Below are 24125 nucleotides of genomic sequence, written 5' to 3'. Positions count from 1 at the left end.
TTGAAGATGCGGCGGGACAATTGTCCCGCCGCACGAGCTTGAAGTCGACCAGGATCAATAGATCTTGGAGAACTTCTCGATGTTGGTCTTGTCGAACTGGAAGGGCGGAGCCATCGCAGCCGAGTTGGTGTCGTCGAGCGTCACCTTGCCGACGCGGCCGATCGACAGCGTGGCGCCGGGCTTGGCCTCTTCCTTCTTCACTGCCAGGTCATGGGCGAGGTAGATCGCCGAGTAGCCGAGGTCGATCGGGTTCCACAGCGCGACCGCCTGGCTGGCGCCGTTGTCGATGAACTTCTTGAACTCCGACGGCAGCGCCAGGCCAGTGACGTTGACCTTGCCGATCAGGTTCGCGTCGGTGACGACCTGGGCGGCGGCGACGACGCCGACGGTGGTCGGCGCGATGATCGCCTTGAGGTTCGGATAGGACTTCAGCAGGCCCTTGGCTTCGTCGGTGCTCTTGGCCGAGTCGTCATCGCCATAGACGGTGGCGACCAGCTTGATCTTCGGGAACTTCTCCGGCAGCACCTTCTTCGCCGCCTCGATCCAGGCGTTCTGGTTGGTCGCGGTCGAGGAGGCCGACAGGATGGCGACGTCGCCGCCTTCCGGCAGGTAGTCGGCGGCGAGCTTGATGATGGTCTCGCCGATCAGCCCGGTGTCCGACGGGTTGAGGTGCAACTGCCGGCCTTCCTTGGCAACGCCGGAGTCCCACGAGATCACGGTGATGCCGCGATCCATCGCCTTCTTCAGCACCGGCACCAGCGCGTCGGCGTCATTGGCCGAAACCGCGATCGCATTGACCTTCTGCGCGATCAGCGAGTTGATCACTTCGATCTGCGCCTCGGCGGTCGCCTTGGTCGGGCCCGTGTAGATCACCTCGACATCGCCCAGTTCCTTGGCCGCTTCCTCGGCGCCCTTGTTGGCGGCGTCGAAGAAGCCGTTGCCGAGCGATTTCACCACCAGCGCGATCTTGACGTTCTCTGCATAGGCGGCATTCACGAACATGGCGGCGGAAAAGGCCGCCGTAACCAGCAGTTTCTTCAAAAAGCTCATCGAATATCCTCCCTTGAGCGTTGCATTTCCATCGCCGCTGCGGGCCGCTCAGGCCTGCAGTGAAGATTCTTCCTGTGCCGCCTTGCGGGCGACGATCAGCGTTACCCCGGCGGTTTCGAGCATCTTGGCCTCGCGGTCCTCGATGCCGTCGTCGGTGATCACGGTGGCGATGCGCGTCAGTCCGCACAGGATCAGGCTGGAGCGCATGCGGAATTTCGAGGAATCGACCAGCACCACCAGCTCGTCGGCCTGGTCGATCAGCTTCTGCTCGGCCTGGATCAGCAGCGGGTCGCCTTCCATCAGCCCGAGCGGCCCCAGCCCTTGGGCGCCCATGAACATGCGGCGCGCGTAGAAGTTGCGCGTCACGTCATTGTCGAACGGCGACAGGATGATGTTCTGCTCGCGGTAGATGGTGCCGCCGGACAGCATCACCGTGTTCTTGGAATGCTTGAGCAGGTGCTCGGCGATGGGGAAGGAATTGGTGAAGATCGGCATGCGGCGGCCGGTCAGGAAATGCACCATCTGGAAAGTGGTGGTGCCGCCGTTGATAATGATCGGTTCGCCGTCCTTGCACAGGTTCACCGCTTCCCGGGCGATCGCGCGCTTCTGCGCGGCGTTCAGCGTTTCGTTGACCGAGAAGGGGCGGCCGGCGAGGCCGATGAACTGTGGCGGCGAGATCGCCTCGGCGCCGCCGCGCACCCGGCGCAGGCGCTTCTGCACATGCAGCGCCGCGATGTCGCGCCGGATCGTCGCCTCGGAGGAGTCCGTCAGGTCGACCATCTCCTGCACCGTCACCACAGGCTTTTCCTGGACGGCGGACAGAATGATCCTGTGGCGCTCTTTTTCGTGCATGGTTCCTCCCTGCCCGAGCATCTAGGCACTCAAAACGAGCAGTGTCAATCATTTCCGATCATATAATTTCATTGTGCAGTGCAATATGATCGATATTGATCGTTTATGATTGACAAGACGGCGCCTTGCGTAGACATTCCCCGCGAAAAGGACCACACCTTTTGCGTCCCAAGGGAGGATACCTATGCTCGACAAGCGCTCCGGCTCGCGCCTCGCCAATCTGTGGGATGATGCGAAGGCCAAGGGATTGAGCGACCCGGAGCTGCTGGTCTATCGCTCCAACACGCTCGGCTCCGACAAGCGCGTCACCAACTATGGCGGCGGCAACACCTCGTCCAAGGTCTGGCAGAAGGACCCGCTGACCGGCGAGGAGGTCGAGGTGCTGTGGGTCAAAGGCTCGGGCGGCGACAGCGCCTCGATCAAGCTCGACGGTTTCGCCACGCTCTACATGGACAAATTGCGCGCGCTGAAAGGTCTCTATCGCGGCCTCGCGCATGAGGACGAGATGGTCGGCTACCTGCCGCACTGCACCTTCAACCTCAATCCGCGCGCGGCCTCGATCGACACGCCGCTGCATGCCTTCGTGCCGAAGCCTTGCGTCGACCATATGCATCCCGACGCCATCATCGCCATTGCCGCGGCGAAGGATTCCAAGGCGCTGACGAAGGAGATCTTTGGCGATGCGATCGGCTGGCTGCCCTGGAAACGGCCGGGCTTCGAGCTCGGCCTGTGGCTGGAGAAATTCTGCCTGGAAAACCCCGAGGCAAAAGGCGTCATCCTCGAAAGCCACGGCCTGTTCAGCTGGGGCGACACGCCGAAGGAGTGCTACGAAACGACGATCTCGGTGATCAACCAGGCGATCGAGTGGTTCGAGCGTCGGTCCGAGGGCGTGGCTATCTTCGGCGGCGAAGTGGTGAAGTCGCTCGATGCGCCTGCGCGGCGCGCGATTGCCGCGAAGCTGATGCCGAGGATACGCGGCCTGATCTCGGAGAAGAGCCACAAGCTCGGCCATTTCGACGACCAGCCCGCCGTGCTCGAGTTCGTCAATTCGAGGGATCTGCGGCCGCTGGCAGCACTGGGCACCTCATGCCCCGACCATTTCCTGCGCACCAAGATCCGCCCGCTGGTCATTGAATTCGACCCGGCGAAACCCGACGTCGACGCCGTCATTGCGCGTCTCGCCGACGACATCGCCGAATATCGCGTCGGCTACCAGGCCTACTATGACAGCTGCAAGCATGCGGACTCGCCCGCCATCCGCGATCCCAATGCCGTGGTCTATCTGATGCCTGGCGTCGGCATGTTCACCTTCGCCGGCGACAAGGCGACGGCGCGTACCTCCGGCGAATTCTATGTCAACGCCATCAACGTCATGCGCGGCGCCTCGACCGTCTCGTCCTATGTCGGCCTGCCGGAGCAGGAGGCCTTCGACATCGAATACTGGCAGCTCGAGGAAGCCAAGCTGCAGCGTCTGCCGAAGCCGAGGGCGCTGGCGGGCCAGATCGCGCTGGTCACCGGCGGCGCCGGCGGCATCGGCCGCGCCACCGCCAACCGGCTGCTGCGCGAAGGCGCCTGCGTGGTGCTGGCCGACATCGACGAGGCTGCGCTCGCCAGCGCCAATGACGAACTGTCGAAAGCCTATGGCAAGGATTTCGTCCGGCCGGTGGTGATCAACGTCACCTCGGAGGATCAGGTCGTCGCGGGCTTCGCCGAAACTTCGGTCGAGTTCGGCGGTGTCGACATTCTTGTCTCGAATGCCGGTCTCGCTTCCTCGGCGCCGATCGAGGAGACGACACTGGCGTTGTGGAACAAGAACATGGACATATTGTCCACCGGCTATTTCCTCGTTTCTCGCGAGGCCTTCCGGCTGTTCCGCGCGCAGAAGATCGGCGGCAACGTCGTCTTCGTCGCCTCCAAGAACGGGCTTGCCGCTTCCCCCAACGCCGCCGCCTATTGCACCGCCAAGGCGGCCGAGATCCATCTCGCGCGCTGCCTGGCGCTTGAGGGCGCTGAGGCGCAGATCAGGGTCAACGTCGTCAATCCCGACGCCGTGCTGCGCGGCTCCAAGATCTGGTCCGGCGAGTGGAAGGAACAGCGCGCCGCCGCCTACAAGATGTCGACCGACGACCTCGAGGAGCACTACCGCTCGCGCTCGATGCTGAAGCGCTCGGTCTTCCCCGAAGACATCGCTGAGGCGATCTACTTCTTCGCCTCCGACATGTCGGCCAAGTCGACCGGCAACATCATCAACGTCGACGCCGGCAACGCGCAGAGCTTTACGCGCTAGTCGCGCATCCCTTCTCCCCGTTCACGGGGAGAAGGTGCCCGAAGGGCGGATGAGGGGCAGCGCCAGCGAACGAGTACTGGGAGGAATTGTAGTGTCCGAATTGATCATCGCTGCCGATGTCGTCGAAAAGAGCAACGCCGCGCGCAAACCCGACCTCGAGCGCGACTACGCCTCGCTCGGAGAGCGTCTCGACAGGCGCGGCATCGCCATCGACACCATCCGCGACAAGGTCGAAAAATTCGCCGTGGCGATCCCGTCCTGGGGCGTCGGCACCGGCGGCACGCGCTTCGCCCGCTTTCCCGGCGCCGGCGAACCGCGCGACATCTTCGACAAGATCGAGGACTGCGCCGTCATCAGGCAACTGACGCAGGCGACACCCACCGTCTCGCTGCACATCCCGTGGGACAAGGCCGATCCGAACCGGCTGAAGCAGGCCGCGTCGCGCTTTGGCCTTGGCTTCGATGCCATGAACTCCAACACCTTCTCCGACGCCAAGGACCAGGAGCTTTCCTACAAGTTCGGGTCGCTGTCGCATGCCGATGCCGGCACGCGCCGGCAGGCGGTCGAGCACAATCTCGAATGCATCGAGATCGGCAAGACGCTTGGCTCGAAGGCGCTGACGGTGTGGATCGGCGACGGCTCGAACTTTCCCGGCCAGGTCAATTTCGCCAGGGCCTTCGAGCGCTACCTAGACGCCATGCGAGACATCTATGCCGGGCTGCCGGACGACTGGCGGCTGTTCACCGAGCACAAGATGTACGAGCCGGCCTTCTATTCGACGGTCGTGCAGGACTGGGGCACCAACTACCTCATCGCGAAAGAACTCGGCGACAAGGCTTACTGCCTGGTCGACCTCGGCCATCACGCACCGAACGTCAACATCGAGATGATCGTATCGCGGCTGATCCAGTTCAGGAAGCTCGGCGGCTTCCACTTCAACGATTCCAAATATGGCGACGACGATCTCGATGCTGGCTCGATCGACCCCTACCGGCTGTTCCTGGTCTTCAACGAGCTGGTCGACGCCGAGCTATCCGGAGCCGAGGGCTTCAATCCCGCGCACATGCTGGACCAGAGCCACAACGTCACCGACCCGATCGAAAGCCTGATGCTGTCGGCGGTCGAGGTGCAGCGCGCCTATGCGCAGGCGCTGCTGGTCGATCGCAAGGCGCTGGAGGGCTTTCAGGAAATCAACGACGCGCTGATGGCGACACAGACGCTGAAATCGGCCTACCGCACCGACGTCGAGCCGATCCTTGCCATGGCGCGGCTGCGGACTGGCGGCGCCATCGATCCGGTCGCCGCCTATCGCGCCGCCGGCTACCGGGCGAAGGTCGCGGCCGAACGGCCGGCTGTCGCCGGCGGCGGTGGTGGGATTGTTTGAGGCCAAGTCGGCGATTGCTCCAGGCAGTTTTTCGATAATCGTCACTGTCGGCGCTGCCCCTCATCCGCCTGCCGGCACCTTCACTCCGTGAACGGGGAGAAGAGCGCTGGCTGCGACCTCGGCGTCTGCTCTGCCAGCTTGGCGATTGGCGAAGCCCGACGAGAGCGCCCCTTCTCCCCGTCACTATACGAGGAGAAGTGCCCGGCAGGGCGATGAGGGGCAGCGCTGACCTCGGCCATTTCCTATCCTTAGGACAAAGACCGAAGCGGAGGCCGGCCCAGCGGGCCGTTTCGATTATTCAATTGTTATTGGACTATCGCGCTCCAAGGGTCTTTCCTAGGCGTCCCCCACGCCCCGGAGTCCCCGCCATGCAACTCACCCGTCGGACGCTGATCGCCGTCAGCCTTTCGCTTACCCTCACCCTCACGCCATCGGCCGCCGTCTTCGCCGCCTCGCCGGCCCCAGCCAAGGGCGAGCACGGCATGGTGGTGACGGCCCAGCATCTCGCTTCGGAAGTCGGTGTCGATGTGCTGAAGAAGGGCGGCAACGCTGTCGATGCCGCGGTCGCCGTCGGCTACGCGTTGGCCGTCGTCTATCCCAACGCCGGCAACATCGGCGGCGGCGGCTTCATGACCATTCGCCTCAAGGACGGCCGTTCGACCTTCCTCGATTTCCGCGAGCGCGCGCCGCTCGCCGCGACCAAGACCATGTATCTCGACAAGGACGGCAAGCCGGTGAAGGGCGCCAGCCTCGACGGCTATCTCGCCGTCGGCGTGCCGGGCTCCGTTGCCGGTTTCGAGATGGCACGCCAGAAGTATGGCACGCTCACCAGGCAGGACCTGATGGCGCCGGCGATTGCCTACGCCAGGGACGGCTTCGTCCTCAACCAGGGCGACGCCGCCTCCTTCGCCGGCGGCGCCGAACGGCTGGCCAAGGACCCGGCGGCGGCCGCCATCTTCCTGAAAAAGGACGGCAAGCCCTATGGCATCGGCGAGAAGCTCGCCCAGCCGGACCTCGCCGCCTCTCTGTCAGCCATTTCCGAGAAGGGGCCGGACGCCTTCTACAAGGGCGCCATCGCCGATGCGATCGTCAAGGCAAGCGAGGCCAAGGGCGGCATCCTCGCCAAGGGCGATTTCGAGCAATATGCCGTGCGCGAGCTGAAGCCGGTGACCTGCTCCTATCGCGGCTATGAGATCATCTCTTCGCCGCCGCCGAGTTCCGGCGGCGTCATCATCTGCGAAATCCTCAACGTGCTCGAGCTCTATCCGCTGTCCTATCTCGGCGCGGGGTCGGCCGGAACGGTGCATGTCATGGTCGAAGCCATGCGCTACGCCTATGTCGACCGCAATTCGGCGCTCGGCGACCCGGATTTCGTCGACAATCCGGTCGAGAAGCTGCTCGACAAGGGTTACGCCAAGGACATTCGTGACAAGATCGATCCGTTCCGCGCGGGCGTGTCGAAAGACCTGATGCCGAAAGGCTTCGGCGAGTCGAAGGAGACCACCCACTATTCGATCATCGACAAGGACGGCAATGCCGTCGCGGTGACCTATACGCTGAACGGCTCCTTCGGCGCCGGCGTCGTTGCCGACGGCACCGGCATCCTGCTCAACAACGAGATGGACGATTTCACCCAGAAGCCGGGCGTGCCCAATCTCTACGGGCTGGTCCAGGGCGAGGCCAACGCGATCGAGCCGAAGAAGACGCCGCTATCCTCGATGAGCCCGACCGTGGTCACCAAGGACGGCAAGCCGTTCATGGTCATCGGCAGCCCCGGCGGCTCGCGCATCATCACCATCACGCTGGAGGCGATCGTCAACGTCATCGACCATGGCATGAACATCCAGGAGGCGATCGACGCCCCGCGCATCCATCATCAATGGCTGCCGGATACCGTCTATGTCGAGCCGTTCGGCCTGTCGCCGGATACCGAGAGGCTGCTTGCCGGCATGGGCTACCATCTCGAACTCGCTGACAAGACCTGGGGCCAGGCAGCCGGCATCCTGGTCGGCGGCAAGAGCCTGGACGAAATCGAGAAGGGCGGCGGCGCCCGTTACAACGGCGCCATCGACAGCCGCGCCGCGGCGGGCGAGGCGCTTGGGTACTAGAGCAATTTCAGGAAAAGTGTGAACGGTCAGGCTCGGCGACTTCGCCGTAGCCTTCCGTCCGGAATTGCGTCAAACCAAAAAGATAAAGCGGTTCCGCCGTTTCCATGAAACGCTCTAGGACTGGTCTAGGCCTGGGTCAGATGACCAGCGTCAGCGTGGAAGCCAAGAGCATAAGGGCGGCGATGCCGACGAACAGGGCATAGAGGCGGGGACGGTCGAGCAGCAGCGCGTTGCCCGATATCCAGGCGGATGTCGCGCCGCCAAGCGCGAACAGGAAGCCGTTGCGGTGGCCGAACGTCATCGAGGCGGCCATCAGCCCGCCAATGATCAGCGCGCCGAACACGATGATGACCGCGACGGCGTATTTCTCGAAATCGTTGCCGCTCCCCATGGCCGGGCCGATCGCGTTCAAGTTCGACAGCTCGTCCGGATCGAAGGGGCTGGTCGACCCATATTCGTCATGACCGACGGGTTCTCGCATCACTCAATCTCCGCTGCCCGGCAACAAACCATCAACATCCGCCGAGCGCAACCCGAACGCGCCTTGCCGGGGGCATCCGCCGCGATCTTCAACATCTTCTGGTGCCGACGTGCCACGGTTTGCGGGCGCCATTCAACGATTGCGGCATGGCTTGCGTTCCACGCGCTTGAATTATCTGGAAAAATCGCTGCGCACGATGCCGTGCCGCTGCAGCTTGTCGTAGAAGGTCTTGCGCGGGATCCCCAGCGCCTCGATCGTGCGCCGGACATCGCCGTCATTGCGGCCAAGTGTCTCGCGGATGATCTCGGCCTCGTAGCGCTCGAGACGTTCGGGCAGCGCCATGGCCGCATCCGATTCGGCCGGGGCAGGGGCTTCGGCGTGGCCGGCATCTTCAAGCCCCAGTACGAAGCGTTCGGCGAAATGGGTGAGCTCGCGCACATTGCCGGGCCAATCATGCTCCCTCAAATGCCGGTGCACGGCCGCAGGCACGGCCGGCATCGGGCGTCGGAAACGAGCGGCGGCGCGCTCGGCGAAATAGCCGAACAAAAGGGCCACGTCGTCGCGGCGCTCGCGCAGCGGCGGGATCGACAGCGTCACCACGTTCAGCCGGTAATAGAGGTCCTCACGGAAGGCGCCGCGCTGGGCTGGATCACCGAGATCGACCTTGGCGGCGGCGACGACGCGCAGGTCGACAGGCCGAATTTCGTTGGTGCCGAGCGGCGTTACCTCGCGCATTTCCAGCACCCTCAGCATCTGCACCTGGGTCGAGGGCGGCATGCTCTCGATCTCGTCGAGGAACAGCGTGCCGCCGCTCGAATGCTCGATGCGGCCAATGCGTTTCTTCTGCGCGCCGGTGAAGGCGCCGGCCTCGTGGCCGAACAATTCGCTCTCGATCACGGTCTCCGGCAGCGTGCCGCAGTTCAGCGCCACGAAATTGCCCTGCGCGCGGCGGCTCCAGCGGTGCAGGAGGCTCGCCACCACCTCCTTGCCGGAGCCGGTCTCGCCGGTCACCAGCACGTCGACGTCGGTGTCGGCGATCTGCCTCAGCGTCCGGCGCAGCCGCTCCATCGCCGGTGTCTGGCCGATCAGCGGCAAGCTGTCCTGCGCCTGCTCGGCCGCCTCGCGCAAGGCGCGGTTCTCCATCACCAGTCGGCGCTTTTCCGCTGCCCGCCACACACTCTGGGCCAGCCGCTCGGCGGCGAAGGGTTTGGTGATGAAGTCGTAGGCGCCGTCCTTGATCGCCTTCACGGCCATGGCGATGTCGCCATGCCCGGTAACGAGGATGACTGGAATGTCCGGATCTACCTCCACGATGTGGTCGAAAAGCTGCAGTCCGTCGATCTCGGGCATGCGGATGTCGGACACCACCACGCCGGCGAACCCGGCGTCGAGCCCGGCCAGAGCCTCCCTCGCCACGGAAAATGCCGATACCGCGAAACCGGCGAGCTCCAGCGTCTGCCGCGTCGCCTTCAGGAGATCGGCGTCGTCGTCGATCAGGATGACCGGGGCGGGCTGGTCGGTCGCCATGCTAGGCTGCTTTCGCAAGATGGATGGTGAAACGGGTGCCCTCGGCGCCGCTCGCGACCTCAATGCGCCCGCCATAGTCGGCGACGATGTCCTTCGAGATGACGAGGCCTAGCCCAAGCCCTTTTTCCTTCGAGGTGTTGAAGGGCGTGAACAGCGATTTGAGGATCGCCGGCGGAATGCCCGGGCCGTTGTCCGAGACGCTGAGCACGACGCCGTCTCTTTCCTCGACCGAAACCTCGACCCTGGCGCCGTCGCGGCCGTTCAGCGCCTCCAGCGCGTTCTGGAACAGGTTGATCAATACCTGTTCCAACCGCACCCGATTTCCCATCACCTTGAGCGCGGGCGGCGGCAGCGTGATCTCGAGCGCGTCGAGTCGGCCGGCGAAACGGCTCCTGAGCAGCACCACCGCGCCCTCGATGACGCCGCGCAACTCGACCGGCTCGGCCGCGGTGCGGCCCTTGCGGGCGAAGGTTTTCAACTCTTCTGTGATGGTGCCGATGCGCTCGGTCAGCGCCGCGATTGCGCCGAGGTTTTCTCCGGCCGGGGCAGTCTGCTTGCGGTCGAGGAAGACGCGCGCATTGTCGGCATAGGCGCGGATGGTCGCCACCGGCTGGTTGATCTCATGCGCGACACCGGCGGCGACCTGGCCGAGGATGGCCAGCCGATTGGCCTGCACCAGCTCCTGCTGCACCACCTGCAGCTTGGCCTCGGTGCTGCGATGGTCGGTGATCTCCGCCTGCAGACGGTCGCGGGCGCGGCTCAGATCCTCGGTGCGCTCGACGACTCGACGTTCGAGCTCGGCGCGCGTCGCCTGTTCGGCGGCGATCCGCATCTGCGCGGATTGCCGGCGCCATAAGAGATAGGCGGCAAGGCCGATGAGCGGCCCGATGACGCCAAGCGCCAGGAGCCGCATCTCGCGCTGGGCGGCGGCGATCGGCGCCTCGGCCGGAACGAGATAGTCGAGCCGCCACGGCGTCGAGGCGACCGGCGTCGACAGCCTGAGATACTCGCCGTCGCTGCCGCCCGGCGTGATCGCATGCACTATGGACACGTCGGCGCTCAAGGTTTCCGGCCGCGCGATCGGCAGCGGCACCAGCGGCGCGTCGCCGAACTGCTGGCTGTCGCGGATTTCGGCAAGGGTGGCGCCGGCAAGCGGCGCCGTCGTCATGAAACGCCAGGACGGCACGCTGGTGATCAGCACGACGCCATGCTCGTCGCTGACATAGGCCGGGCGGTTCGCCTCGTGCCAGTCAGCCTCGAGCTGGTCGAACTCCATCTTGACGACGACGACGCCGAGCGGCGCCGAGGCGCTGCCGACGCGGCGCGAGATGTAGAGGCCCGGGCGCTTGCTGACATTGCCGAGCGCGAAATACTCGGCCGTTCCCGTCTGCATGGCGCGGGAGAAATAGGCGCGGAAGCCGTAGTCGTTGCCGACGAAGCTGGTCGGCTCGCGCCAGTTGCTCGACGCGACCGCCAGGCCGTTGGTGCCGGTGACGTAGAGCACCGACGCCTTGGTGCCGGACACCAGCCCTTCGAGCTTGCGGTTGAGCACGTCGATCGCGGCAGCGCTGCGCGCAGCCAGCGCGTCATGCACCTGCTGGTCCTCGGACAGGAGCAGCGGCAGCGCGCGCGGGTTTTCCAGCACGGCGCGCAGCAGCGCCACCTTCAGATTGGCGTCGGTGCGCCCCTGTGCGGCAAGCGCGTCGACCTCGACCGCGCGGCCATAGAGGCCGGCGCCGTAGAGTGCCGCGGCGATGATGGCGAGCGCCACGCCGGCAAACAGCAGCCAGGCCCGGCGCGCCCTTCTGCCGAGCTGCTCGGGCGTTGGAGAAAGGCCGGCAATAGAGCCGGCGGCGGGGCGCTGCAGCATCGCCCATCTGTGCATGATTTCGCACAAAACACAATTCGACCCATGCGGATGGCCGCACGCCGCCACCAGACCGGGCGGCCAGCGGATCGAAAAAAGCTAACAAAATCAGAGCAAGTCCGCGTCGGTCGAAACTGGCACGCGGGTTGCAAAGACGGAGTCGGCAGTCGCAAGGCTGTTGGAGGTCAAATGCCCCGGGAGGTCGAGCCTTTCGATCGGGGCGCAACGGAGGACGTCATGCAGACAACATTCGCTGCCGCCGAGCCGCGCGGCAAAATGCCCTTTTATAGGCATCTCTATGTGCAGGTCCTGGCGGCCATCGCCGCCGGCATCCTGCTTGGCCACTTCTATCCCGAACTCGGCGCGTCGCTGAAGCCGCTCGGCGATGCCTTCATCAAGCTGGTCAAGATGGTGATCGCGCCGGTGATCTTCCTGACCGTGGCGACCGGCATCGCCGGCATCTCCGACCTGCACAAGGTCGGCCGCGTCGCCGGCAAGGCGATGATCTACTTCCTGTTCTTCTCGACGCTGGCGCTGATCGTCGGCCTCGTCGTCTCCAACGTCGTCCAGCCCGGCGCCGGGATGCACATCAATCCGGCGACGCTCGATGCCAGCAAGGTGTCGACCTTCACCGAGAAGGCGCATGACACCACCATCGTCGGCTTCCTGATGAACATCATTCCCGACACCATCACGGGCGCCTTCGCCCAGGGCGATATCCTGCAGGTGCTGTTCTTCTCGGTGCTGTTTGGTGTCGCCCTCGCGCTGGTTGGCGATCGCGGCCGTCCGGTGGTCGACTTCCTGCAGGCGCTCACCGCGCCGATCTTCCGCCTCGTCGCCATCCTGATGAAGGCCGCCCCCATCGGCGCCTTCGGCGCCATGGCCTTCACCGTCGGCAAGTACGGCATCGGCGCGATCGCCAACCTCGCCTTCCTGATCGGCACCTTCTACCTAACGTCGCTGCTCTTCGTGCTGGTCGTGCTCGGCGCGGTAGCATGGTACAACGGCTTCTCGATCCTGGCGCTGATCCGCTACATCAAGGAAGAGCTGCTGCTGGTGCTCGGCACCTCGTCCTCGGAAGCCGCCCTGCCTGGCTTGATGGCCAAGATGGAACGCGCCGGCTGCAACCGCTCGGTGGTCGGCCTGGTCATCCCGACCGGCTATTCCTTCAACCTCGACGGCACCAACATCTACATGACGCTGGCCGCGCTGTTCATCGCCCAGGCGACCGACACGCCGCTCACCTTCGGCGACCAGATCCTGCTCCTGCTCGTCGCCATGCTGAGCTCCAAGGGTGCCGCCGGCATCACCGGCGCCGGTTTCATCACGCTCGCCGCCACGCTCTCGGTCGTGCCTTCGGTGCCGGTCGCCGGCATGGCGCTGATCCTCGGCGTCGACCGCTTCATGTCGGAATGCCGGGCGCTGACCAACTTCGTCGGCAACGCGGTCGCGACCATCGTCGTGGCGCGCTGGGAAGGCGAACTCGACCAGACGCAATTCGCCGCCGCCATGGCTGGCCAGTTGCCGGAAGAGGCCGACCTGGCGCTGTCCGGGGGTCTCCAGCCCGCCTGATCCAGTCAGGCGCCTCCCAAGCCTGGAGAGGCCGCGGCCGGTAAAACCGGTCGCGGCCTGTTCTTTTTGCCGGTCGCCGAATAGGCTGGCGCGGGCCGTTCGTCCGGCCCAGTCGCAAGCGGCGAGGGGCCGGCATGAGCAGCACGTTTCCCGAGATCTACCTGATCCGTCATGGCGAAACCGAATGGAGCGCCTCGGGCAAGCACACCGGCCGCACCGACATTCCGCTGACGGCGAAGGGCGAGGGAGCCGCCCTCGGCCTCGCCGATCGGCTCAAGGGCCTCACCTTCCAGGCCGTATGGTCGAGCCCTTCGCAACGCGCCTTCAATACCTGCACCTTGGCCGGCTTCGGGGCGGCCGCGATCAAGAAGCTCGACCTGCAGGAATGGGACTACGGCGCCTATGAAGGCGTGACGACGAAGGAGATCGTCGCCGGTCGCCCTGGCTGGAACGTGTTTCGCGACGGCTGTCCGGGCGGCGAACAGGCTAGCGATGTCGGCGCCAGGGCCGACGCCATCATCGCGGCGCTTCGCGCTGTCGCCGGCAATGTGCTCATATTTTCGAGCGCGCATTTCCTGCGCGTGCTAGCGGCGCGATGGATCGGACTGCCGCCTGACGGCGGCGAGCATTTCGTGCTGGACACGGCAAGCCTCAGCATCTTCGGCTACGAGCATGACCTGACCGAGCCGGTGATCCGCCGGTGGAACCAGAAATAGCCGATCGGGTGCCCCCTCATCCAGCCGCTTCGCGGCCACTTACTCCCCCGGGGGTGAAGAGGCAGGTGCCGGCGCCAATTCGGGTGAGGGGAATGCTAGACGCGGCTCCTCACTCGCCCGCCAGCATCGCTACTTCCTCCGCCGTCAAATGACGCGCCTTGCCCTTGGCGAGATCGCCGAGCTGCAGGCGCCCGATCGCCACCCTGATCAGCCTCAACACCTCGACGTCGAAGGCGCCGAGCAGCCGGCGGATCTGGCGGTTGCGGCCTTCGTCGAGCACGACCTCCAGCCAGGCCGTGCGGCCGCCGCTGCGCAGTAGCTCGATCGAGCGCGCCGTCAGCAGTTCGCCGTCGACCGAAGCGCCGTCGCGAAACCGTGCCAGCATGGCGTCGTCGGGCGCGGTGCCGATCTGCACGTGATAGGTCTTGTCGACATGCGAGGCCGGATCGAGCAGTCCGTTCGCCCAGCGCGTGTCATTGGTCATCAAAAGCAGGCCTTCGCTGGCCTTGTCCAGCCGCCCGACGGGCGACACGAAGGGCAGGTCGAGCCCCTCGAGGCAATCGTAGACCGTGCCGCGCCCTTCGGGATCGTCGCGGGTTGTGACCAGCCCGCGCGGCTTGTTGATCATCAGATAGACCTTGCGGTCGGCAACGACCTGCTCGCCGTCAACTGCGATGCGGTCACGGTCGAGATCGATGCGCAGCGATGGATCGCGCGCGACCTTGCCCGCCACCCGCACGCGGCCCTCCGCGATCAGTACCTCGGCCTGCTTGCGCGAGCACAGCCCAAGCTTCGACAGCGCGCGGCTGAGGCTGACACCCGCGCCCGGAGGTCGTCTGATGCTGTGCGGCGGCGGTCGTGCCATGATCCGGCGTTCTTTCCCGATGGACGGCGACAGATGCCACGGCCGGCAGCGGGATCGCAAGCCGCAGCGTTTGCGGTGAGGTGGGCCGGTTTTTGCCGAATGCCTGTCGGGCAGGATGATCGACGCGTTAAGACGTCATTCCACTGGCGGCGCGCTCAGTCGCCGGAAGGAGACGCCGTCGAACACTGCTGTCACGAAGTCGGTGACGGACATCTTGCGCTTGCGCCCGTCGCTGCAGGCATAGACCGGCCAGCCGTCGTCGCTGCATTCGCTGGCCAGGCAGATCTGGGCGAGGCAGTTCCCCGCGGTCAGCCGGAAACCGCCCTTGCCGGCGAAGCCCTGCAAGAGACTGCCGTCCGCCGCGCGCCACGTCCGCTGGCTGAATTCCGTCCGCAACAGGCGTGGTTCCAGGGGGACCGCAAGGTCGGCATCGCCGGAGCGCCCGGCAAGCTGAAACCGGAACCGCGCCATGGCGGTCGTGTAGGCCGTGACGGTATCCGATTCATGCGCATAGGCAGTCGCCAGACTGGCATGGTCGAGCAGATGAGACGCGCGCTCGCCTGCCTCCACCGGCATCATCAAGGCAACGATGGCAACAAGGGCGAAGCAAGCTCGCGACATCGATCTTCCAGCAGCCATACCGATCCGGCGTGCCGGTCTGCCCCCCGGTTCGCCTGCGGCAGCATCGTGCCAATCGGCGCCCGGCGCAAGCCGCCCAAAGGTGGTTGGTTGCGGCGCCTTCACGCTCACCGGCGTCAACATCGACGATAATCAGAGTTACGGCGGCCTCGCCACGATGCAGGCGGCCTTTGGTTCCGTCACCAACCTTGCCGCAGAAGCGGCGCGGGCTCTGGCCGCCTCGAACTCGAACACCGTGCAAGCGTTCGCCGCGCATACGTATAGCTGATGTGGATGCGCGGCCCCGCTACCGATTGACACTGATGAATCTCGGGCATCCAGTCACCGCATAAGACGGCGTGGTAAACGACCCTATTCCAGTGAAGTAGCGGCAGAAATATCCGTCCCCGGCCTTCACCTGATAGATCATGATTCCGCTCGACGTCGTGAGCAGCGCGATGATCGAAACAACGATGAGAAGGCAGAGACCGGCGAGCATTATCCGCATTTTTGCGTGGTTTGCCCAAGGCGTTTTAGACCGGTTGAAGCTGCCCAACTGAGTGCGCGCGAACCCTCAACATAAGAAGGCGTGTCGCGGCGAACGGCGCCATAACAATGAAAGCCGTCGCGACACTGACGAAAACCGACAGAAAACAGACATCGCTGTAAACACAAACGGATTCCATGACGTTACCCCTTAAAACCCACCTTGCCTGGTGGCCTCCTTTTCGCCCGCTCTTCAAGCATGATCCTGCTTTGCTTGTAATGCAAGCGATTGCTAATAAACGCGAACAGCAGGAAGCGCTCGACCGAATCCGCATTTGCAGATTTCCCTAATAATCACTTTAAATGCATCTTAGCTAATATGTCCCGACCTTGAACGCTGCCCATGCAGCAAGAGGAAGTGCTGGTTACACGAACGAGATAGCCTTGGACGGTTGGCCAACTCCCGTCCCATCCGGCCAATCGCAAGCGCTAGGCAGTACGGCGCCACCAGCGCCCCTCGTCCCGCGCTCGGTCCTCGACGGCTCGCTGCATGGTTTCTTGCCGGCTGCATGCATTCTCTCCCCGAGGCGGCGGGCTTCGCTTTCCTGCAGATAGATATCGGACTTTAATCGAGCCGAATTGACTGGCCCTGGAACACATTCCCCCGGGCATCCGGTTCGTTGCATGGCGCGGTGCCTGGCCCAGGCTCGCCCTTGCCTTAAGTGCAGCCCGTTCGGCTTCTCAAAAGCGCACGGGCTCTCTCTCGGAACCTCTTGAGCGGCGTCGCAGTTGATGGATCATGGCGCAGTTCTCGCATCGCGGTTGAGCAGCGCCCGTCGGGTCCACAGCTCCCGACGTGGAGCCCGTTGTCAGGGAGGTTTATGGCGGCGGGCTCTTTCTTGGCTTTAACGTGGCCTGGCCGTGGGCAGGCCTATCTTCTGCGTGATTTCTTCGAGAGGAGTGACCCATGCGCATGATGCTCGTGACAGCGGCGTTTCTAATGGTTTCACATTCGGCATTCGCCCAAGAACAAGTCGCTCCAGAGCAGTCGCGATGCTGGCTGGGATCGACGAGCTACTCCCGGGAGCAACGATTCGCGCAGGTGAGGGCGTCATGTTGTGCACGCCCTCGTTTGTATGGGAGACCAGCAAGGCGGCAGCGTCCGGTTGTGTCTTCGAACAAAAATTCTTCAACACTGACGCCATCCATGAAGGCAACGAATGCCAGCCAGATGGCACATGGGCTACGATCTCAAAGCCGTGAGCACCCAATTTGCGCGGAACGGGAGCGGCCCGGCAGGCTGGCGTGGGTAGGCCAGCAAACGCCGGGCCTAACCGGCGCCGGGTTCGGGGGCGAACGCGGCGCCGGCTGGCGAAACACTACGCTCTTGCCCAAATAGCAGGCACGTATCCAAAAGGACGAACGTGGGAGTAGCCCAAGGTTTCAGTGTTTCATCTCGGGACCGAATTGCTGGCATCAATTTTGCGTCAGACGATTTTACAGCAAGGGATTTTTCACATTGCGACTGTCTGCTCAACCTGCGCGAAGGCCGGGATCACCGAAGTGCATATACTCAGCGCCGCTGCAGATCGAGGATGTGCAGATCGACGAAAATGGCGATGTGACCGTCTCGATTATTGCTGACGACATCTACTCGAAGAATTCCACACAGCGCTATCAGATCACGTTGACCGAAGCCGAAATCAGCATTCTCGCCCACGGCGTCAGGCCCCACAAAGCATTGACCGCCGGCTAGGCGGAGGGCTAGACGCCGTGCTCAGCCGGCCCTCAAATTTGAATGCCGCCACAATTGCTTTGTCTCACAGTGTCCGAATGTCGAAATACCTCTTCGAGGTTGTGAGAAATGGGCACGCTCTTGGCGATGCCTGGGTCGATCTCGATAGCCTGAGCGAAATCCGACGAGAGGCGCTCAAGGCTCTGCAAGACATAGCAGTCGACGAAATGGCCTCAAGCGATTTGGATGAATTCCATGACCGTCTCGGTCCATGACGAAGCCGGGAGGCCGGTCTATTCTGCTACCATCAGCGTGTCTCAGTCGTTTCCGGTTGCGCAGGGGTCCCGCTAAGCGGGGAACATCCCTGGAGGCGCTAATTGATGAAGCCAAGGCCCGCTGCTCTCCCCCCGGCAACGGGTTTCGGTTTAGCGCAACACCAAGTACGCGCCCATGCGGCCATTAGCGGGAAGGCAACGTGCCGACCCGCGCCGCCGGTAGCGCGATGGCGAGGCGAACCTGACGGCAGGGAGAGTGAACTAGCGGGCGAGAGGTACCAGAGGTGAGGGGGCAGCCCTCGCCGCGGGCAACCCACCAATGGACAAAGAATGCTCGCTCGCGTGATGCTCGCGTAAGTGGGACGCAAGGCCCAGTCGACCAGGCACTAAAGTCCAACCCCTGCAAATAGAGCAAAAATATTAGCTGTTCTTTTATCAACATGGCTTTTCACATTGTTGCAGGTTGATTTCGAGGAAGGCTGCCGTGGCGTCACTCGCTCGTATCGTTCGAAAATTCTTCTCTCGCGGCTTGCGCATGGCCGAGGGCGGCAACGTCGCTACCCTCTTCGCGCTCACGCTGCCGGTCGTCGTCGGCGGGGCAGGGCTCGGCGTCGAGACCTCCTACTGGTACTATTCCAGCCTGAGGCTTCAGGCGACGGCGGACGCTGCCGCCTATGCCGGCGCGGTGGAGAAGTCTTGGGGCTCCGACACAGCCGCCATCACCACGACTGCCACGACATCGGCGACCGAAAACGGCCTGGGCACCGGCACCATCACCGTCCACACGCCGCCGACGTCGGGGGCGTATACGACCCAGAAGGCGGTCGAGGTCATCCTCAACCAGAACCTCGACCGGATCTTCACCTCGATCTTCACCTCTAGCAAAGTGCCCGAGAAGGCGAGGGCGGTGGCGCTGGTCACCGATGCCTCCAAAGCCTGCGTGCTGGCGCTCAGTCAGTCAGCCTCGCAGGCGGCGCTGTTCTCCGGTAGCACCAGCGTCAAGCTGAACGGCTGCTCGGTCATGTCCAACTCAACAGCCTCGGACGCCATTAAGGTGCAAGGGGCGTCCGGTCTGCAGGCTGACTGCCTGATCACCGTGGGCGGCATGGTGCTGAACAACCCAGTGACCACGACATGCACATCGAAGATCACCCAGGCCCTGCCGGCATCCGACCCGTTCGGGAGCCTGCCGGCGCCGATAGCCAGCGGCGGTTGCAAGAACGTTAACGGCAACAAAACGACGCAAACTCTCCAGCCAGGAACTTACTGTAGTGGTATGAACCTCGGCGGCGACGTCACGTTCGCGCCGGGCGTCTATGTCCTCCAAGGCAATATGAAGATCAACGCGGGTGCAGTGATCTCGGGCAGTGGCGTCACCATCTATATGTCGGGCAGCAACACCGTCAGCATGAACGGGAACGCCACCGTGACGATGAGCGCGCCGACCTCCGGCACGTATTCCGGGGTACTGTTTTATGGCGACAGGACCGGCACCACTACGCAAAGTACCTTCAACGGCACCGCCACCTCCTCGCTTACGGGAGCGATTTATTTTCCCAAGCAGCAGGTCAACTATCTAGGCAATTTCTCCGGCAAGAACGGCTGCACGCAGGTGGTGGCCGACACCATCCAGTGGTCCGGCAATTCCAACATCAACCAGGACTGCTCGAGTCTGGGAATGAAAGACATTCCGGCGACCACCTCCATTCGACTCGTTGAGTAAGACTGGGCGTCGTGCGCTGCATTCCACCAGATAGGTTAACCGGCAGCCTTGCCCATAAGTCGCGGCTTAAGCAATATCAAGTATTATCGGAGACTGGCCATGACCGAGATAGAGGTCGAGGGCGTCGGAACCTACCGCCTGCCAAACGACTGGCAATATGGGCGCCTTGGCCGGCTGCGGGGCGAGGCCCGCCATACCGCGGTCCTGGCCTTCGGGTGCGGCGCCAGTTCACCAAGCTGCCGCTGGACAGGCAGCAGGCGGTCCACAGGGCCTATCTGACGCTGATGGCGCCGACGAAGCCCGATCCGGCCGACAACGACGCTGTAGCCCTTCCTGGAGGCCATCGGTCGCCGGCGCTCAAGCTAACCCTGCCGCGCGGGCACTTCGCGCCATGGGTCGAGAAGCAGCCGGTCTGTCTCGCTCGAGGGCGATGCAATGCATGGCGCTGGCCAGGGACGCCCGCCAGAGTGCGATCGAGGCAAGGGCGGCGTAGGAACAGCGGCCGTCTTCAGAACACTAGATTGAGAGCCGCTTTTTGTTGGCTTTGAATTTCCTCCGGTAGACGGCTGCGATCTTGCCCACGGAGCCGGTAGCGAAGAGCGCGCCGGCGAGCGCGGCTGCCTCGACTTTCTCAGTGACCATCTGCTTCGCTTCCCGCTCTGCCATTTTACACCCGCGGGCAATCCGCAGCGTTCGAAGCCAGATCACCTGATGTGCTTCCAGCGCCGACGCATATTGATCGAGCCACGGATTGAGCATTCGGGGAACCCGACAATGACACCGAACCCACTCGGCGACATGGACCTGGGCCAAGGGCGGGGATTGGTGCGAGGACGTCGAGGAAGAAAACGAGCACGGCGGGGATATCCTTGACGAGCCCCATGATGACGGCGTCTTCAGCGGCTGCGATAACGACTGCTTCGCACCGGCCACAGCAGGCGTGCAGAGCCGTCTCTGACGATCGTCGGGCCCGTCTTGACGGTGCGGGCTGGACTGGCCCGCTATCGTAAGCCGACGTCGAGAGAGTGGACGGCCGCATGCGTTATTGGGAGGCGAAGGGGTTCTGAAAAGCGCGGTCGGAACTTTGTGGAATTTTTTCCACAATGCCGATTTGGCCCGGCTGCTATGTGGCCGGGCTTCTGCTTCAGGACGGTAGTCTTCTGGCCGCATCGGCTTTGGGGACGAGAGCCACAGATCCTTGAACGCGATCATCACGGACGTCCACGGCTCCCACTTGTGATGCTTGAGCCAGTTGCGGGTCTCGTTGAGGTGGTCGATCCAGTCCTTGCTTCTTTCGACCGGCCGAGAAGGATTGTCGCGCACGGTCGTTTACAAACCACCAAGTTTGCCCGGCGCCATTTCCTCGGCGGCTGTAGCCAAGGTGATCGTGGCAGCGAAATGGCCGGCATAGAACGCAGCGATAGCCGCGTCGATCTGTTGGATCGCTGCCTCGTACCATGTGACGGTGAAAACCCGATAGAACGGCCGGGTCTCTCTGATGGTTACATGAGCTTTTCGGCTGCCTCGTTGGCCTTCTGCCTGTTCCCCTTGGCGGCCTTGATGATTTTTTCGGCCTGCTCTTTCGTTATGCTGTGCTTCCGCTTGAAGTAGTTCAGCTCATACGGTTCATTCAGGGCGATTTTTGTGCGGTCCTGTTTGCCTCGCCGCTTTTTATTGTCAGCCATCGATCGTCTCCTCGTATGTCGCACACCATGTCGCACGGATTTGCCGATAGTCGCAGGAAATCGTTGGAAATCAACGGAAGCTGATTGCAACAGGACGCGACAAGAAAACGCCCGCCGGTCTTCACCTCTTCGGCACTATCCTATTGCTTTTGCTTGATGAAGTGATGGTGCCCAGAGGCGGATTCGAAGCGAAGGAAATCTGGCTTTGTTTCCAAATAGTTGACACCCACACAAGAGCAGGGATAGCCAACAAAAATACCAACAAAATATTTCTGTGGATTGGTTCGGTTCCCGGATATCGCTCTATTCGCTCAATGCCATCGGATCCCAACCTCATCTCAGAAGCGGAGCGTTGAGCAAGTCGCAGGTCCGCTGCTGCCTCCAATTTCCCCGAGATCTGATCGCCCTTACCACTTGAAGATGGCGGCGAGAGCGTCTTTCGACTTGACGCTTACGTCCTTGAAAATATTGAGCTTTTCGCGGCATTTGTTAGACAGTCTGTTACACGGCTACAGCGTTAATTTAAGCTCTCGGCATCTGAGCTCGCGCGCCCGAGCATCGACCTAATCCGATACTGGCTCGGGGCATGGTTGCTCCCGGAGCTTCAGCATAGTCTCGCAAAAATTCCCAAGCCGCTTCGGGGCTGACGAGTCTGCGAAGCCGACGAGCGATAGGCAATACCGAGACGCAGACATTACGTGACGGCACTTGATATTGCAGTGCAGCAAGCGTAGAGCACCGCCCGCTTATCGGAGTGTCGTCCATGGCCCTTACCAATGCTGGTAACGAGGCAGAACCTGTCGAACAATCGAGCCATTCTGAGGTCGAGCAGCACAGCACCAAGGTGCTGATGCTGGGCGCGTTGGGCGTGGTTTACGGCGATATCGGCACCAGCCCGATCTATGCATTCCGAGAGGCGTTGCACGCATCGGCCGGTGGCAACGTCGCCAACCGTGGCGACATCCTCGGCGTACTCTCGCTGATCATCTGGTCGCTGACGATCACCGTCACCATCAAATACATCATGTTCGTGCTCCGTGCCGACAATCGCGGCGAGGGCGGGGTGCTGTCGCTGATGGCGCTGGCGCGCAACAGTTTCCCGACGCGCTCGGCGGTGATCCTCGGCATCGGCATTGTCGGCGCGGCGCTTTTTTTCGGCGACGCAGTCATTACGCCGGCGATCTCGGTGCTGTCGGCGGTCGAAGGTATGAATGTCGTCACGCCGACATTCCAGCCCTATGTGGTGCCGCTGACACTGGCCATTCTGGCGGTCGTGTTTGCGGTACAGCGGTTTGGCACCGGCGGCGTAGGATTGGTGTTCGGGCCCGTTACCGCGCTGTGGTTCCTGGCCATCGGCCTTTCCGGCCTCAACCACATCATGGACGACCCGGAAATCCTGCTGGCAATCAGCCCGTATTATATCGTGTCATTCCTGATCAACTCGCCCGAAGTCGCCTTCGTCACGGTTGGTGCGGTTTTTCTCGCCGTCACCGGCGCTGAGGCGCTCTATGCCGACCTCGGCCATTTCGGGCGCAAGCCGATCGTGCTTGCCTGGCTGGCCATCGTGTTTCCTTGCCTGTTGCTCAACTATGTCGGGCAAGGCGCCTTCGTGCTGGCGAATGGCGGTGTCGTCGGTCATCCCTTCTTCGAGATGAACGAAGGCCGGATGCTTATCCCGATGGTGGTGCTGGCGACGGCGGCGACCGTGATCGCCAGCCAGGCGGTGATCTCCGGCGCTTTCTCGCTGACCAGGCAAGCAGTGCAGCTCAACATGCTGCCGCGCCTGGAAATCCTGCATACGTCGGAAAGACAATCCGGCCAGATCTATATGCCGCGCGTCAACATGCTACTGGCGCTCGTGGTGATGCTGCTGGTGGTCGGCTTTGGCGAATCCAGCAAGCTTGCCTCGGCCTACGGCATTTCGGTGACAGGCAACATGCTGGTGACGAACATACTGCTTTATGTCGTCATGACGCGCATCTGGAAATGGCCGCTCGGCGTCGCGATAGCCTTAATGGCGGTGTTCGTCTTCATCGATACCGGCTTCTTTGCAGCCAACATCGTCAAGGTATTCGAAGGCGGCTGGGCCTCGCTTGCCATTGCCGCAGTGATCGTGATGACCATGTGGACTTGGATAAGAGGCACCAGGTATCTATTCGACAAGACGCGCAGGAACGAGATTCCGCTCGATTCCCTTGCAGGCAATCTGTTGAAGAGGAAACCGCAGCTGATGTCCGGTACGGCCGTGTTCCTGACCAGCGATCCCGCCAGCGCGCCGACCGCGTTGATGCACAGCCTGAAGCACTACAAGGTGCTGCACGAACAGAATGTCATCCTCTCGGTGGTGACGGCGCAACAACCCGTCGTGCCCGACAGTGACCGGGTCAAGATGGAAACGATCAACGAGCTGTTCATGCGGGTGACGCTGACCTTCGGCTATATGGAGCAGCCCAATATCCCGCGCGCGCTGGCGATTTGCCGCAAGCAGGGCTGGAAGTTCGACATCATGACGACCTCTTTCTTCCTGTCGCGGCGCTCGCTCAAGGCCTCGCCCAATTCCGGCATGCCGGTCTGGCAGGACAAGCTGTTCATCGGGCTGGCGCGCACGGCGGCCGACGCAACGGAATATTTCCAGATCCCGACCGGACGCGTCGTCGAGATCGGGACACAGGTGGCGATTTAGTGCATGCCGCAGTTCAGCAGCTGAGAAGCCACTTGAGCGTGTCCATAGAAAGCGCCTCACTGAATACCAAACATCCCATCCTCTGTTTGGTACGTTTCCAACTCTTGATATCTTTAGGAATTGACCCAAGGATCGCTGCTTGGGTTCTGTCTCGGAGGCGCGACTTCGGTGAGCAGAACTCTAGCAGCCCTTTCCCAGACTCTCCGCATGA

At 62.9% G+C, this 24125-nt stretch carries 18 protein-coding genes; 9 read left to right on the top strand and 9 right to left on the bottom strand.

What is annotated here, in order from left to right:
• Positions 1-54: 54 nt before the first annotated feature.
• Together rhaS and EN846_RS00400 are read right to left on the bottom strand one after the other, a co-directional pair.
• The gene (gene rhaS / locus EN846_RS00405) at positions 55-1050 is read right to left on the bottom strand and encodes a rhamnose ABC transporter substrate-binding protein (protein ID WP_126056558.1); all 996 of its coding nucleotides are present in this window, start codon (positions 1048-1050) and stop codon (positions 55-57) included.
• 48 nt (positions 1051-1098) lie between these two features.
• Positions 1099-1902, bottom strand: coding sequence for a DeoR/GlpR family DNA-binding transcription regulator (locus EN846_RS00400; protein ID WP_127282435.1), 804 nt, complete (start codon positions 1900-1902; stop codon positions 1099-1101).
• A 184-nt stretch (positions 1903-2086) separates the two neighbouring features.
• Here EN846_RS00400 and EN846_RS00395 point away from each other — a divergent pair, with 184 nt between their 5' ends.
• From EN846_RS00395 to ggt, 3 genes are all read left to right on the top strand, one after another.
• A complete protein-coding gene (locus EN846_RS00395; RefSeq protein ID WP_127391456.1) occupies positions 2087-4189 on the top strand; it encodes a bifunctional rhamnulose-1-phosphate aldolase/short-chain dehydrogenase in 2103 nt (700 codons plus the stop codon).
• A 91-nt stretch (positions 4190-4280) separates the two neighbouring features.
• Positions 4281-5573 carry an L-rhamnose catabolism isomerase gene (rhaI, locus tag EN846_RS00390; protein ID WP_245518499.1) on the top strand — a complete coding sequence of 431 codons (1293 nt, stop codon included), beginning with the start codon at positions 4281-4283 and terminating at the stop codon, positions 5571-5573.
• 368 nt (positions 5574-5941) lie between these two features.
• On the top strand, positions 5942-7681 hold the full coding sequence (ggt, locus tag EN846_RS00385; RefSeq protein WP_127310106.1) for a gamma-glutamyltransferase: 1740 nt from the start codon (positions 5942-5944) through the stop codon (positions 7679-7681).
• A 136-nt stretch (positions 7682-7817) separates the two neighbouring features.
• Here ggt and EN846_RS00380 read toward each other — a convergent pair whose 3' ends face one another.
• From EN846_RS00380 to EN846_RS00370, 3 genes are all read right to left on the bottom strand, one after another.
• Positions 7818-8162, bottom strand: coding sequence for a hypothetical protein (locus EN846_RS00380; RefSeq protein ID WP_127310107.1), 345 nt, complete (start codon positions 8160-8162; stop codon positions 7818-7820).
• A 171-nt stretch (positions 8163-8333) separates the two neighbouring features.
• On the bottom strand, positions 8334-9689 hold the full coding sequence (locus tag EN846_RS00375; RefSeq protein ID WP_127393005.1) for a sigma-54 dependent transcriptional regulator: 1356 nt from the start codon (positions 9687-9689) through the stop codon (positions 8334-8336).
• 1 nt (position 9690) lies between these two features.
• Positions 9691-11559: an ATP-binding protein gene (locus EN846_RS00370; protein WP_127393007.1), complete on the bottom strand. Its 1869-nt coding sequence runs from the start codon at positions 11557-11559 to the stop codon at positions 9691-9693.
• Positions 11560-11793: 234 nt separating this feature from the next.
• Between EN846_RS00370 and EN846_RS00365 the strand changes: the two genes are divergently transcribed.
• Both EN846_RS00365 and EN846_RS00360 read left to right on the top strand, forming a co-directional pair.
• Positions 11794-13128 carry a dicarboxylate/amino acid:cation symporter gene (locus EN846_RS00365; protein ID WP_135898875.1) on the top strand — a complete coding sequence of 445 codons (1335 nt, stop codon included), beginning with the start codon at positions 11794-11796 and terminating at the stop codon, positions 13126-13128.
• Between the two features lie 134 nt (positions 13129-13262).
• Positions 13263-13844 (top strand): histidine phosphatase family protein, encoded by a 582-nt coding sequence (locus EN846_RS00360; RefSeq protein ID WP_127393898.1) that lies wholly within the window; start codon positions 13263-13265, stop codon positions 13842-13844.
• A 109-nt stretch (positions 13845-13953) separates the two neighbouring features.
• Here EN846_RS00360 and EN846_RS00355 read toward each other — a convergent pair whose 3' ends face one another.
• Positions 13954-14709, bottom strand: coding sequence for a pseudouridine synthase (locus EN846_RS00355; RefSeq protein WP_127393899.1), 756 nt, complete (start codon positions 14707-14709; stop codon positions 13954-13956).
• Positions 14710-14844: 135 nt separating this feature from the next.
• On the bottom strand, positions 14845-15288 hold the full coding sequence (locus EN846_RS00350) for a hypothetical protein (protein WP_245509091.1): 444 nt from the start codon (positions 15286-15288) through the stop codon (positions 14845-14847).
• 10 nt (positions 15289-15298) lie between these two features.
• On the opposite strand from EN846_RS00350, the gene EN846_RS00345 reads away from it, so the two are divergent.
• The 3 genes from EN846_RS00345 (at position 15299) to EN846_RS00340 (ending at position 19546) form a co-directional block, all read left to right on the top strand.
• Positions 15299-15616: a hypothetical protein gene (locus EN846_RS00345; protein WP_127393900.1), complete on the top strand. Its 318-nt coding sequence runs from the start codon at positions 15299-15301 to the stop codon at positions 15614-15616.
• A gap of 1794 nt (positions 15617-17410) precedes the next feature.
• Positions 17411-17569, top strand: coding sequence for a hypothetical protein (locus tag EN846_RS34955; protein ID WP_189340449.1), 159 nt, complete (start codon positions 17411-17413; stop codon positions 17567-17569).
• 738 nt (positions 17570-18307) lie between these two features.
• The gene (locus EN846_RS00340) at positions 18308-19546 is read left to right on the top strand and encodes a pilus assembly protein TadG-related protein (protein WP_348630815.1); all 1239 of its coding nucleotides are present in this window, start codon (positions 18308-18310) and stop codon (positions 19544-19546) included.
• A 516-nt stretch (positions 19547-20062) separates the two neighbouring features.
• On the opposite strand, the gene EN846_RS00335 is transcribed toward EN846_RS00340, so the two are convergent.
• Both EN846_RS00335 and EN846_RS00330 read right to left on the bottom strand, forming a co-directional pair.
• Positions 20063-20305: a hypothetical protein gene (locus EN846_RS00335; protein ID WP_127393333.1), complete on the bottom strand. Its 243-nt coding sequence runs from the start codon at positions 20303-20305 to the stop codon at positions 20063-20065.
• A gap of 743 nt (positions 20306-21048) precedes the next feature.
• Positions 21049-21231, bottom strand: a complete 183-nt coding sequence (locus EN846_RS00330; protein WP_127393334.1) for a DUF3606 domain-containing protein — start codon at positions 21229-21231, stop codon at positions 21049-21051.
• Between the two features lie 763 nt (positions 21232-21994).
• Here EN846_RS00330 and EN846_RS00325 point away from each other — a divergent pair.
• Positions 21995-23914 (top strand): potassium transporter Kup, encoded by a 1920-nt coding sequence (locus EN846_RS00325; RefSeq protein WP_135913815.1) that lies wholly within the window; start codon positions 21995-21997, stop codon positions 23912-23914.
• The last annotated feature ends 211 nt before the right edge of the window (positions 23915-24125 follow it).

This window comes from Mesorhizobium sp. M4B.F.Ca.ET.203.01.1.1 (assembly GCF_004791025.1).
In the GTDB taxonomy this organism is placed as follows: Bacteria; Pseudomonadota; Alphaproteobacteria; order Rhizobiales; family Rhizobiaceae; genus Mesorhizobium; species Mesorhizobium abyssinicae.
The sequence above is the reverse complement of the archived record's forward strand: the minus strand, read 5'-3'. Positions and strand labels throughout refer to the sequence as shown.

Bases quoted from the DNA above. Each gene is read 5' to 3' on its own strand.
- rhaS (WP_126056558.1), bottom strand. From the start codon at position 1,050: ATGAGCTTTTTGAAGAAACTGCTGGTTACGGCGGCCTTTTCCGCCGCC.
- EN846_RS00400 (WP_127282435.1), bottom strand. From the start codon at position 1,902: ATGCACGAAAAAGAGCGCCACAGGATCATTCTGTCCGCCGTCCAGGAA.
- EN846_RS00395 (WP_127391456.1), top strand. From the start codon at position 2,087: ATGCTCGACAAGCGCTCCGGCTCGCGCCTCGCCAATCTGTGGGATGAT.
- ggt (WP_127310106.1), top strand. From the start codon at position 5,942: ATGCAACTCACCCGTCGGACGCTGATCGCCGTCAGCCTTTCGCTTACC.
- EN846_RS00380 (WP_127310107.1), bottom strand. From the start codon at position 8,162: ATGCGAGAACCCGTCGGTCATGACGAATATGGGTCGACCAGCCCCTTC.
- EN846_RS00375 (WP_127393005.1), bottom strand. From the start codon at position 9,689: ATGGCGACCGACCAGCCCGCCCCGGTCATCCTGATCGACGACGACGCC.
- EN846_RS00370 (WP_127393007.1), bottom strand. From the start codon at position 11,559: ATGCTGCAGCGCCCCGCCGCCGGCTCTATTGCCGGCCTTTCTCCAACG.
- EN846_RS00365 (WP_135898875.1), top strand. From the start codon at position 11,794: ATGCAGACAACATTCGCTGCCGCCGAGCCGCGCGGCAAAATGCCCTTT.
- EN846_RS00360 (WP_127393898.1), top strand. From the start codon at position 13,263: ATGAGCAGCACGTTTCCCGAGATCTACCTGATCCGTCATGGCGAAACC.
- EN846_RS00355 (WP_127393899.1), bottom strand. From the start codon at position 14,709: ATGGCACGACCGCCGCCGCACAGCATCAGACGACCTCCGGGCGCGGGT.
- EN846_RS00350 (WP_245509091.1), bottom strand. From the start codon at position 15,288: ATGATGCCGGTGGAGGCAGGCGAGCGCGCGTCTCATCTGCTCGACCAT.
- EN846_RS00345 (WP_127393900.1), top strand. From the start codon at position 15,299: ATGGCAACAAGGGCGAAGCAAGCTCGCGACATCGATCTTCCAGCAGCC.
- EN846_RS00335 (WP_127393333.1), bottom strand. From the start codon at position 20,305: ATGCTCAATCCGTGGCTCGATCAATATGCGTCGGCGCTGGAAGCACAT.
- EN846_RS00330 (WP_127393334.1), bottom strand. From the start codon at position 21,231: ATGGCTGACAATAAAAAGCGGCGAGGCAAACAGGACCGCACAAAAATC.
- EN846_RS00325 (WP_135913815.1), top strand. From the start codon at position 21,995: ATGGCCCTTACCAATGCTGGTAACGAGGCAGAACCTGTCGAACAATCG.